General features: G+C 40.3%; 10 protein-coding genes. 7 read left to right on the top strand and 3 right to left on the bottom strand.

Annotated features, from left to right (window positions below; translation table 11 throughout):
• The first annotated feature begins 135 nt into the window (after positions 1–135).
• Positions 136–1728: a BCCT family transporter gene (locus KP803_RS00770; protein ID WP_248006923.1), complete on the top strand. Its 1593-nt coding sequence runs from the start codon at positions 136–138 to the stop codon at positions 1726–1728.
• A gap of 136 nt (positions 1729–1864) precedes the next feature.
• Here KP803_RS00770 and KP803_RS00765 read toward each other — a convergent pair whose 3' ends face one another.
• Together KP803_RS00765 and KP803_RS00760 are read right to left on the bottom strand one after the other, a co-directional pair.
• Positions 1865–2575, bottom strand: coding sequence for a hypothetical protein (locus KP803_RS00765; protein WP_248006922.1), 711 nt, complete (start codon positions 2573–2575; stop codon positions 1865–1867).
• On the bottom strand, positions 2554–4332 hold the full coding sequence (locus KP803_RS00760; protein WP_248006921.1) for an ABC transporter substrate-binding protein: 1779 nt from the start codon (positions 4330–4332) through the stop codon (positions 2554–2556). Before KP803_RS00760 ends, KP803_RS00765 begins: the two co-directional genes overlap by 22 nt.
• Positions 4333–4502: 170 nt before the next feature.
• Between KP803_RS00760 and KP803_RS00755 the strand changes: the two genes are divergently transcribed.
• From KP803_RS00755 to KP803_RS00735, 5 genes are all read left to right on the top strand, one after another.
• Positions 4503–4721 (top strand): hypothetical protein, encoded by a 219-nt coding sequence (locus KP803_RS00755; protein ID WP_248006920.1) that lies wholly within the window; start codon positions 4503–4505, stop codon positions 4719–4721.
• A gap of 199 nt (positions 4722–4920) precedes the next feature.
• The gene (trmY, locus tag KP803_RS00750; protein ID WP_248006919.1) at positions 4921–5520 is read left to right on the top strand and encodes a tRNA (pseudouridine(54)-N(1))-methyltransferase TrmY; all 600 of its coding nucleotides are present in this window, start codon (positions 4921–4923) and stop codon (positions 5518–5520) included.
• 264 nt (positions 5521–5784) lie between these two features.
• Complete coding sequence (locus KP803_RS00745) at positions 5785–6780, top strand: ABC transporter substrate-binding protein (RefSeq protein WP_248006918.1); 996 nt, start codon at positions 5785–5787, stop codon at positions 6778–6780.
• Positions 6780–8123: a diguanylate cyclase domain-containing protein gene (locus tag KP803_RS00740; RefSeq protein ID WP_248006917.1), complete on the top strand. Its 1344-nt coding sequence runs from the start codon at positions 6780–6782 to the stop codon at positions 8121–8123. Before KP803_RS00745 ends, KP803_RS00740 begins: the two co-directional genes overlap by 1 nt.
• Before the next feature lie 82 nt (positions 8124–8205).
• Positions 8206–9225: an adenosine deaminase gene (locus tag KP803_RS00735; RefSeq protein ID WP_248006916.1), complete on the top strand. Its 1020-nt coding sequence runs from the start codon at positions 8206–8208 to the stop codon at positions 9223–9225.
• Positions 9226–9529: 304 nt separating this feature from the next.
• Here the strand turns inward: KP803_RS00735 and KP803_RS00730 are convergent, their stop codons facing one another.
• Positions 9530–10879, bottom strand: coding sequence for a DEAD/DEAH box helicase (locus KP803_RS00730; protein WP_248006915.1), 1350 nt, complete (start codon positions 10877–10879; stop codon positions 9530–9532).
• Between the two features lie 412 nt (positions 10880–11291).
• Here KP803_RS00730 and KP803_RS00725 point away from each other — a divergent pair, with 412 nt between their 5' ends.
• Entirely contained in the window at positions 11292–12188 is an 897-nt protein-coding gene (locus tag KP803_RS00725) for a 1-acylglycerol-3-phosphate O-acyltransferase, YihG family (RefSeq protein ID WP_248006914.1), read from the top strand.
• Positions 12189–12397: the final 209 nt, after the last annotated feature.

The following is a 12397-nucleotide window of genomic DNA, read 5'->3' as shown; positions in this document are numbered from 1 at the left end:
GTTTTACAACCATTTGCTGTTAACCTCTCTCGCGAAAACTCATAAGTACATTGATGTAATTTGATTAGACCACTAAGGAAGTAGTGGTTTTTTTATTGCATAAATTTGGATGTACGCAGTAACTTGAGAGGGAACATGGCACAAGTTAAAGATAAATATAGTATCGAAAACACCGACTATACGGTTGGTCAGGACAACACTCAAAAGTGGGGGTTTGATGTCCACACTCCCGTGTTTATGATTAGTGCAGGACTCATTCTTCTATTTCTTTTCGCACTTCTGGTTATCGAACCAAGCACTGCAAAATCTTCTTTAGACTCCATAAAATGGGCCATCATTGACCGTTTTGACAACCTTTTCATGTGGTCAGCCAATATTTTTGTTATTTTCTGTATAGGCCTTATTTTTACACCATTTGGTAAAATTCGTATTGGCGGTCAAGACGCTAAATCAGAACATTCCAATCTTTCTTGGATCGCTATGCTATTTTCAGCTGGCATCGGTATCGGCTTGATGTTTTACGGCGTCGCTGAACCAGCCGCTTATTTCACTGATTGGTATGGCACACCACTTGGCGTGGAAGCCTACACCGAAGAAGCTGCAAAACTTGCACTGGGTGCGAGTATTTTCCACTGGGGTATTCATGGTTGGGCAATTTACGGCATTGTTGGGCTTTCTTTAGCTCTGTTTGCATTCAATAAAGGTCTGCCTTTGTCGATGCGTTCGGTTTTCTATCCGCTACTGGGTGATCGCACTTGGGGATGGTTTGGTCACATGATCGATATCATGGCGGTATTGGCGACACTCTTCGGTCTTGCAACTTCATTGGGTCTAGGAGCTCAGCAAGTCACTAGTGGTATCAATCATGTCTTTGGTACTGAAGGTGGGCTAGGTTTACAGATGGCGGTTATCGTATTCGTTACGTTATTCGCTATTGGTTCTGTCGTTCGTGGCATTCATGGCGGTGTTAAGGTTCTTAGTAACATTAATATGATCATGGCAGCGGCACTATTATTGGCCGTCGCACTCATTACACTGTCAGTATCATTGTCTACGCTACCAACTGCTCTTATGGGGTATGCGGAAAACATCATCGCAATGAGTAACCCTACGGGGCGCGAAGATGAATCATGGATGCACGGCTGGACAGTATTCTACTGGGCGTGGTGGATTTCATGGTCTCCATGTGTTGGTATGTTTATAGCTCGTGTATCTAAAGGTCGAACGGTAAGAGAGTTCTTAACGGCTGTTATCATCATCCCTACCGCGATGACTTGGGTTTGGATGTCTGTATTTGGTGGCGTTGCGATTGATCAAATTGCAAATCAGGTGGGTGAGTTAGGTGCAAATGGTCTTACGGACATTTCATTGGCCCTATATAGCACATTCGATGCATTACCAATGGCAAACATATTGTCTATCTTCTCCATTGTACTCATCATGGTTTTCTTCATAACGTCATCCGACTCTGCGTCGTTAGTGATAGATAGCATTACATCGGGTGGTAAGGTCGATGCTCCGGTACCACAACGTATTTTTTGGGCAATTATTGAAGGTTCAATTGCCGCTGTTTTGCTATGGGTAGGTGGTACCGAAGCTATTCAAGCGCTGCAAGCCGGCACGATCTCAACGGCACTGCCCTTTACGTTTATCTTATTGGTGATGTGTGTGAGCTTAACACTAGGGCTTCGTACCGAGCTTCCACAATACCGTCACGCGACGGCATAACTTCTATACAACTCGAAATTTGTCGTATTACGTCATTATCGGTGTTGATAACAAAAAGGAGCATATGATTGCTCCTTTTTGATTTGGATTTGATTAGGCTTGAATTGATTTTTTTGGCCGTTTTGGGGCATGGGATCTAATCATTTAAAGACATACTGATCTCGCCGTTTGATAGCATCTCATTTATCTCTTTCTGCAGTGAATTCACATCCTCAATTTTAATTTTTTTGTTACAGGCAAGATATTTTATGTCAGTAAGGAAGACAAAAGGGTTCGAAGTGAGAGGGATATCCAGTTCGTTTGAGAGTGACTTAGCAGAGCGAATATCCGAGAGCCAGAAATCAATTCCATCTCTTCTAAGCATTCGTATACCGTCCTCCAACTCTTTTGTCTGCATTAGATTGTAGCCCTGTTTCTCAAGTTCTTTAGTAATTGCGTAGTCTTCGTAAGCGACAATTTTATGGTATACGGCATCACGAATCGAAAAGAGTGAATGGTTTGAGGACTCTTTGCTATACAAAGCATACTGGCTAATAGCCACTGGTCCTATCCAAACAAAGTCCGCTTCAATCAGTTGTGACCGAGTAACTGGGAATGAGCAGGTGTTGAGCCTAAGTTTTGCCGTTTTTAGCGCTCTAGGTTTAGGAGTAAATTGTAGGTCGTAGTCAACATTAGCTCGATGAAATATCTCAGTAATGGTGTGGTGAGTTATACCACTGTTTAGATCGCCTTCTTTATTGACCATTGGCGGAGAATAAAATGTATTGAGCTGAAGATCCGCAGCGTGACTAGGCATGCTGTACAGTAATAGAAGCAAGATGGTTCCTAACGATTGTCTGTATTCCATCGTTTATAAACCTCTGAAAATGGAAGAGTGACCCCTTTTTGTTCCTTAGTTATTTCTTTCCAAGGAGCGCCTAGGCGGCTGAGCCATAGTTCTGGATCTGAAATCATATTTAACTCTGGCGCGCATTGGTGATCGGATGTTTTTGACAGTGTTTGCATATGTTGATCAAACTTTCCAGCCAGTTTAAAGAGTGTTTCTCTAGCGCTGATATCACCATAAAGATATTCGCCAATATGTTGCCACCACATGGCCGCCATTGCTGAATAGTCTGGAATATTCACACCAGAAGGTGTCCAGACATTCTTTGCATCACTCTGGTAGAATTCAACCAGTCCCCCTAAACGTGTTTGCATATAGGTAAAGGCTTGTGACTGAATATCTGAATGTCTTATTGGCGTAAAACCATTGAGTAACTTGTCAAATGATACGGTTTTGGAAACCGTAAACTGAGCATAGAGCCATGCAGCTTCTTTTTGTTTGTCGGGTGTTGAGTGAAGAAAAGTCCAAGACCCGGCATCTTGATACCCTGACTTCATACCTTCTTGCCAGTATTTACCGCGAGGTGAGGGAGCAAGACGCCATAACGGATCTCCGTTCTCATCGACAACTTTAGATTTCTCATCTAAAAGAATAGGAACAAAGGCGCTGTACCAAAATATCTGTTGCGCGACACTACCTTGAGAAAGAAACTGAGCAGCCGTTCGAAAGGTTAACTGTTTTGATTCAGGAGGCGCATAGTTTTCAAGCCAAAACTTATACTTTTCTAGGGCGTAAATGGCAGCAGGGCTATTTAGAGCACCGCCCCTAGAAACGCTTGCGCCCACGGGAGTACACTTTTCAGCTCGAATTCCCCAGTCACCAACGGGGAGTCCGCTAGGTAGACCTACATCATTAACCCCCGCCAAACTCAACCAAGAGTCTGAGATTCGCCAACCCAAGGAAGGCTCATACTTCGCATAATCAAAATGTCCCCAAATACGTTTGCCATCGATTTCTTTGATATCAACTGTGAAAAACTGAGCAATATCTTCGTAGGCCTGCCAGTTCTGGGGAACAGCCAACTCGTAGCCATACTTCGCTTTGAATTTATCTTGAAATTCAGGGTTTGAGAACCAGTCATGGCGATACCAGTATAAATTGGCAAACTGCTGATCTGGTAATTGATAGATAGTTCCTTGAGCATCCTTAGTAAAATTAATGCCAATAAAGTCATCAAAATCGAGTGTTGGAAGGGTTATTTCTTTCCACTCATTAGTAACAAAGTCAGACAGTGGCACGACGTGGTCAGAACGAATGTGAGTCCCAATAAAATCACTGTCATTAATATAACCATCATAGATATGAAGCCCCGACGTCATTTGAAGTTGGAGGCGCTTGACGAGATCATCCTCCCCGGTAATTTCATGGCTAACTTGTATTCCGGTGAGCTGAGTAAATATTTTGGCTAAGTATTGAGATTCGTATCGATGAGTCGGGATGTCTTCTGAAATGACTGTGATCTTTATTCCTTTATAGGGAGAAGATGCCGTTTGAAACCAATCTAGTTCCGCTTTTCGTTCATTTAGACTGATAGAAGAGTTAATGAAAAACTCTGCTATGTCGTTGATATATATTGAACTAAGTTGTTCGGTGGGTTTTAACTTTGTTTGGCTAGATTGAGCCGTGAAAGGTAGAAGTAGTATAAATAATAGCGAAATAAAGAAGGGTTTATCGATCGTTACTAAGGCTCTGCTAGATGCCAAAAGGTATCGTTTCATGCTTAATTAAACCTCGATTAACTCCCAATCAATTTAGTTTAGTACAGATTAATTGGAGCAAGGTTTAGGTCTAGATTTGATTTTACTGGTTTTTTATACAGTAAAAACTTGTGTATCTAGATTTTGCGCATATACTGATTATACATACAGTGTTATTTTTGAGGTGAAATATGTTGTGGGAAACCCTAGAACGAGTCAATCGTTTACGACAAGAAGCTTTGAGTAACCAAGCATTTGTCGATTCAGCGAAAGAGCATGAACAGGCTTTACAAGAAAACGACGGTTTAGAGACGAATAAACGCCGACGGAAAAAAGCGCGAACTAAATCACTCTCACAAGTGTATGAGCAAAGTGAATTTGGTTTTAACCCTTCGGGTGTAGAGCATTAAGCGCGCGATCTCGTTCATCTGAGGTGATGCCTCCTATTTATAATGGGAGGCGATGCCGAGAGTTTCTTGTTTTAAACTCAATCCTATCGGTTCTATTCTGGTGTTTTAGATTATTCTCTGTATGGTATCCTCTTTTCTTCCTGTTCATCAGATGATGAGCGACAATCTTTGTTGTTTGAATAAGTTAAAGAGTCCAAATATGAGAGCCTTTGTTGTACGAGCCCGAGCTGCTTCAACGGATAAAAATACCTTCCTAGCCTCAGTAGGAGAAGAAGCGCACACTGAAATACTTGCTCATGTGCTAATGAATGCCATTTTTACCGCTCAATCACACCGAGACGATGTTGAAGTTTATTTAGTTATTGAAAGTACAAAAGACTTCTCTCGAACAGTTCGTTTCCAGTCGAGTGAACTGCGCAATATTGGTGGATTTCATGAGCAAGCATTGATCAATAAAATTGCGAATGCGCTTGAGTTCTCGGCTGGTATGGAGAAAGAGCAATTACGAGATGTTGAATCTGGAATTACTGTTGAGACGGTGAGTTTTGAACGTTTAGTACAAAGATTATCGGAAACGTATCAGCTTTATCTCATGGATAAAAAAGGCGACTCAGTAAGAGATATTGAATTGGCGCACGATGCTTGTTTTCTGCTGACTGACCATATCCCTATGCCTAAGAAGTCCTGGAACAGTTTGAAAAGATTGAATACTCAAAAAATCAGCCTGGGGCCGAAAATGTTATTTGCTTCCCAATGTATTGTGTTGATTCAAAATGAGTTAGATATTCAATTTAGTTAAGTTCAAGGTAATACATACCAACACGATCAGAGCCCGCCTATCGAATTACTTGCAGTAATATACCTTCACTGCTGGCGTTGTTTTAATGCTAAAAAGTTCACTTTTATAAATGGACTTTTTAGCAAGTTGACTTAGATCAGATTCACTCTCATTCTTCGACGATACCGCTCCATTTTCAATGCAATGAACTATATTTAAATGAACTAGTTAGGTTTACTTGATCTTTTAGTTCCATTGCTAATATGGATGAATAGGTTTATACATATGAAAAATATAGTGGGCGTAGGTATCGTTTTTTGCTTAGGTGTCATTGGTCTATTTTATTTTCACCCTTTAGAGTTAGCAAATGACTCTGGAAAGCCTAGTGTTAGAATAAAAATAGCTGTGTCCCAAACCCCTCTTTCTTCGCCGTTTATTGTTGCCTCGCATTTCAATCTTTTTGAAAAACGAAACCTCAATATTGAAGTCGTCCCTTGTTTTGGAGGGGTTGCTTGTGCTGAAGCACTGCTTAATGATGAAGTTGACTTTGCGACAGCTTCTGAGTCTGTCGTAATGTTTAAGAGCTTTGAGTATCAAGACATAGCGTTGCTTACCTGTTTTGTTGAGTCAGGCAGTGATTTGAAGCTGTTGACGAAATCTATAAGTAATATTCGTTCAGTGAGTGATTTAAAGGGGAAACGAGTTGGAATAGTGAAAGCAAGTGCAAGTGAGTTTTATTTTGACTCTTTGCTTATCGCTAACAATTTAAAGGCGATGGCACTAGAGCGGGTCTATTTACCTCCTCAAGAGTTGAATCGGGCATTATTAGAAGGACAGGTCGATGCGGTTTCTGTATGGGAACCCTACGGTTATTTGCTCATGTCTACGTCTGAAGAGATCCTAAATCTAAGCTTAGATGGCATATATCAGCTGACTTTTAATTTGTTGACTAGAGATGCAACTGAAGCACAATTAAGCGATGAAACGGTAGAGATTTTGACTGTACTTGAAAACTCGATCGAGTGGATGACGAATAACCCCAAACAAGCACAAGACATTGTAGCAAAAGCTCTCGATATCCCTAGCGCTCAATTAGCGTGGCAATGGGAGGATTACACATTTAGACTTTCAATAGGAAACGCTCTTTTATCTAATTTACAGCTACAGTCTCGTTGGGCAATTGATTCAAACTTAGTCGAGGGAAGTGTGCCGGACTTTCGTCAAGTGTTATCTCCTAGAGCTCTAGAGCAAGTATTACATAGCCAAGTCAGGCGTCCATAATGAATTCCATTCTCAGTAAATTAAAATTATTAATAGTGAGTGTTGTGCTGCTCGCTGTTGTGGTCACCGCTTCACTATGGAATCTAAAGCGAGAACAGCAGTTAAATAACTATCGTCTTGAGCGCATTATCCTTATTCAATCAAAAGTTGATCTTTTGCGAAGTCAATTGTGGGTTTTTCTACAATACGCTGATAAAAATAGTTTAGAGGAGGTTTACATTGCACAGCAGAGTTTATCAACGAGTCTAAATACTCAATTTAAGTCGTTGTCTTATATTAAAAACTTGCAGCAGATGAATCAAAGCTTAGCGGTACTTTTGCTTAAAGAGCGGTCACTTTATCAATCTAAACAGGGTATTTATGAGCACTCTAGGAATAATGAAAGTTCTAATGGAGAAGCTCTAGCATTGTTACATTCGCGTTATAATATGATTGCTCAGAGTATGACTGAAGAGTTGTACCACTTACAAAAGAGTGTTCTTACTCAAAATCAAAGAAATCAAGAGTCTGACTTGCTGGCAATGACAGTGACTATTTTTCTATTTACCTCATTTGTGGTGGTGCTAAGCTTGCTTATTTATAAGCAGTTTAAAGTGGGTTCAATCTTACTCAAGGCGGGAATACACAGCTTGTCGACTGGTGATTTATCGAGTCGAATATCCACTCCAAAACTTGATAAAGAATTTTTAGCAATAGCGAATTTTTTTAATGAAATGAAAAGTTCATTGCAGCAAAATATAATTACAAAAACGCAACTTGAAAATGAAATTGACTCAAAGACTTCTTTTCTAAAGCAGCAAAAAGACAGACTTAAATACCTTTCTGAACATGATCCTTTAACTGGTGTTTTAAATCGTCGTTCACTTTATATTCAACTGGAAAGTGAAATTAATGGGTTAAACCGTACAGACCTTATGGGAGCGTTATTGTTTCTTGACCTAGATAACTTTAAACAGATAAACGACACAAAAGGTCATCATGTTGGAGATAAAGTTCTCGTCACTTATGTTTCAAGGTTAAAGGATAATACACGCCCTACCGATTTCATCGGGCGGGTTGGTGGCGACGAATTCATTATCTGTATGAACGCATTGCGCAATACAGAGGCGATCGAGTTAAAATTAGAGAGTTTGCTGAATATATTAGAGCAACCAATGGACATTGAAGGAGAGAGCTTTTCCGTTATGTGCAGTATTGGTGTTAGCCTATATCCGCAACAATCTTCACAAATAGATGAACTATTGGAGATAGCTGATCAAGCAATGTATAAAGCGAAGCAAAAGCAAGGCTGTACCTATTATGGCGTACAATTAGTGGAGCCTTCAGAGGATAAAGCGAGCTAAGGTATTATAAAACTAATCTTTTTTTATTTTCCTTTTATGAAATCATTCAAATAAGAAATATAATCAAGAAATAGGGGTGATAATGGATCAACAATCTTTTATTCAGAACTTACCGAAAATAGAGCTGCATATGCACATCGAAGGTTCATTAGAGCCTGAAATGATGTTTGAACTTTCGAAGCGCAATAATATCTCTCTACCTTTTCATTCTCCCGAAGAAGTAAGAAAGGCTTACGAATTTGATGACTTACAATCCTTTCTCGATATCTATTACCAAGGTGCTAACGTTCTAATTCACGAGAAAGATTTTTATGACCTTACGTGGGCATATTTGTTACGTTGTAAGCAAGATAACGTGATTCATACTGAAATATTCTTCGATCCCCAAACCCATCTCGAGAGAGGTATTGATTTTGGGGTTGTGGTTGGTGGCATTGATCGCGCCTTAACTGATGGGAAAAAAAAGCTTGGTATTTCGAGTCAATTAATTATGTGCTTTCTACGTCATTTAGACGAAGAATCTGCGTTTGAAACTCTTGCTCAGTCTTTGCCTTATAAAGACAAAATTATCGGGGTAGGATTGGATTCTTCAGAATTAGGCCATCCACCAGAGAAGTTTCAGCGTGTATTTGATGAGTCTCTAAAGCATGGCTATAAAACCGTTGCCCATGCAGGCGAGGAAGGCCCTGCTAGTAATATCACCAATGCACTGGTATTACTGAATATTTCCCGTATTGACCATGGCGTTCGTTGTGTTGAGGACAGTGTCTTAGTCAATCAATTGATTGAATCCCGCATGCCATTGACCGTGTGCCCATTATCTAACGTAAAGCTGAAGGTCTTTGAGTCGATGGAACAGCATAATATCGTTGAGCTATTGAAAAAGGGATTATGTGTCACCGTTAATTCAGATGATCCGGCTTATTTTGGTGGATACATGAATGATAACTTCAATGCAATCGCACGCAGCCTTTACGTTACTAATGAACAGTTAGCTCAGTTTTCGTTTAATGCAGTAGAAGCAAGCTTCGTTGACGATATACACAAAACGGAGATGAAAACACAGATCACGGACTATTTAGTTCAAAGTGGCGTGATTTAGTCAGTATTAATAAGGACTAGCTTGAGTAGCAGTTATAGAGTGAGGTTGAATTCACTCTATACTCCTTGCACCCTAAGCCAGTTGAAGTGATTGCCCATGAATCTGGTTATGGGGACATGAGTTTATTTCATCGTCATTTTAAACGGTATCGCAAAGTGACCCGTTGAGTCATCGAAACCAGAGTAAGTGAACAGCAGTTATAAAAAAACGGTGAGAAATCGCACCGTTTATTATTAATCTAATCAAACCTGACCAAAGCTAACTTAAGTTAAGCAAGGGCTTCTTAGCTAGGTTTATTACTCTGTTATGGCTTTTTGAACTGACGGCGCTTTGGTTTATTTGCTGCACCGCCTTCAGACTTATTGCCCCCAACATGGCGCTTATTTTTTCCTGCAGGTTTGTGTCCTCGCGCATTCTCACCAGAACGTTGACCGTCTGCATGCCCAGTTCTTGGCTTCTTAGGTTTTTTCGGTTTCTTTGGCTTAATAGGACGCGTATCCAGTCTTGATTCCGGTAGAACGTTTTGCGGCTTAAAACCTTCCAATTCGTGGCGAGTAAGTAGCTGTTGAATCAAGCGCTCAATGCCAAACAGATCAGCAGCTTCATCAGCGCAAACCAGTGAAATCGCTTTACCAACTTCGCCAGCACGGCCAGTACGACCGATTCGGTGAACATAATCTTCCGATATGTTTGGTAAATCAAAGTTCACAACTTGAGGTAGTTGCGGAATATCGATACCACGAGCGGCGATATCAGTTGCGACTAATACGCGAATTTCACCCGATTTGAAGTTAGCTAACGCTTTTGTTCTTGCTCCTTGGCTTTTGTTGCCATGAATAGGGGCAGAAGTAATCCCTTGATCGTTGAGATAATGAGACAGCTTATTTGCGCCATGCTTTGTTCGGCTAAAAACAAGAACTTGTTGCCAGTTTCCATCTTTGATGAGCTTAACCAGCATGGGTGCTTTCTGTTTTTTATCTGCAGGGAAGATGCATTGTTCAACCGTTCTTGCCGTTGAGTTTGCAGGGCTCACTGAAATTTCTACGGGGTTGTTTACTAAACCTTTTGCTAAATCTTTAATCTCATCCGAAAAAGTCGCTGAAAACAGTAGGTTTTGACGCTGTTTAGGCAGTAAATTTAGGATTTTTCGAATGTCACGAATAAAGCCCATATCAAGCATACGGTCAGCTTCATCAAGAACGAGAACTTCGAGTTGAGAGAACTTGATTGCTTTTTGGTTAAAGAGATCGATAAGGCGACCAGGCGTGGCAACAAGGACATCACAGCCCTGACGCAGTCTCATCATCTGAGGATTAATCTTAACACCACCAAATACAACGGCTGAACTTAACGGCAGGTGGCAGCTATATTTTGCTACGTTCTCATTAATTTGAGCGGCGAGTTCTCGTGTTGGCGTTAGTATAAGAGCTCGAACATGATTGCTTTTCACTCGCGGACCATTTGTTAGCCCTTCAAGGATTGGTAGCGTAAAGCCTGCTGTTTTACCTGTTCCCGTTTGTGCTGCTGCCATAACGTCTTTTCCTTCAAGCACAGCTGGGATCGCTTGTGCTTGAATAGGGGAAGGTGTGTCATAACCTTGTTCTTTAATTGCTTTTAAAATTGGAGCAGAAAGACCGAGTGAGGTAAAACCCATATATTTGATTCTCAATTAACAATGAAAGTAGCATCTCAGCCGCGTACTTATCGAAACACGAACAATCAACACTCAATAAGAAGCTAGTGCTAAATAGAGTAATTAGCAAAAATTCAGTTTCGTTTCGAGTGTGTATTCATCGTTTTGATGAACGTGTTCAGTACGGTGGAAATGCTCAAATGAGGAAGCTTGGTGTTTAAGACAAACTGCCTAATAGATAAAAAGTGCGCCATTTTGAGGCTTTTGGTCGCTAACATCAACCGATATTTAACGATCTAACAAAACAAGGTTTTTTTACCAGATTGTGCGCATTTATTCTAAATGCTAACAATTGTTGAAAGGTTTATTAAACTGTTACGAAATCAACCCATTATTGGTTATAATAGAGGTTTATTCCTTAGAAATTGAAGTAATGTTAGAAAATCTACGTCTTGTATTATTTGTCACCTTAGTCACGGTGAATACGGCAATTACGGCTATTGTTGTTGGTCTATTTGCACTGGTCAAAATCCTGTTACCACTTCGTATTGTTAAAGTCTTTTTTACTCGTTTAGCTAATGGCCAATTTTGGCTTTGGGCAACGTTTAATTTATGGATGCTTAATACAAATAATAAAATAGAATGGAAAATTGAAGGGCAGGAGGCACTTTCAAGAAAAAAGTGGTACTTGATGATGTCGAACCATATTAGTTGGGCGGATATTGTTATCGTATCATCAGTATTGAAAAACGAAATACCGATGACCAAGTTCTTCTTAAAACATGACTTACTTTATGTTCCTTTTGTTGGGCTAGCTTGCTGGGGTTTAGACATGCCGTTTATGAAGCGCCATTCTAGAGAGTACTTGATCAGGCACCCAGAACGTAGAAACGATGATTTTGACGCGATTAATAAAGCGTGTGAGAAATTCAGCAATGTACCTACAACCTTAGTGAACTTTGTAGAAGGTACACGAGCAAATCAAGAAAAGTTAGCAACGGCTAAAACTCCTTATCAGCATCTTCTCAAACCTAAAACGGGTGGCGTAGCCTTTGCGTTAAACGCGATGGGTGATCTTCTTGATGGTATTGTTGACGTTACCTTAGCTTACCCTGAGAACCAACAATCTCCATTTATAGACCTGCTAAAAGGTAAGCTGACGAAAGTCGTTGTGCATGTAAAGGTTCATTCGATGGATGACAATGTGTCTGGGGATTACGTTAATGATAAGGCGTTCAAGCGACGTTTTCATAAATGGTTGAATGTTCAGTGGCAAGAAAAAGACGAATACTTGAAAACAGTCTATCAAAAGGATAAGTCGGCGAAATAGCGAGTTAAGCTAATCAACAATAGCGATTAAAAAAGCATTTATACGGTTTGGAATAAGTATGATTAGAAGGTCAGGTTACGATGAGTAGCTTGGCCTTTTTTATTAAACAAAGACAGTGCGGCTTTATTAAGAAACAGCGACAGAGGGCTTTAATAAGGTCATGTTTTGGAATGCTTTAGAGAGAATGGACTCATGCAACAGAATAAAAA

The organism is Vibrio amylolyticus (assembly GCF_023145695.1).
Lineage (GTDB): Bacteria > Pseudomonadota > Gammaproteobacteria > Enterobacterales > Vibrionaceae > Vibrio > Vibrio amylolyticus.
This window is presented reverse-complemented; position numbering and strand designations above follow the sequence as displayed.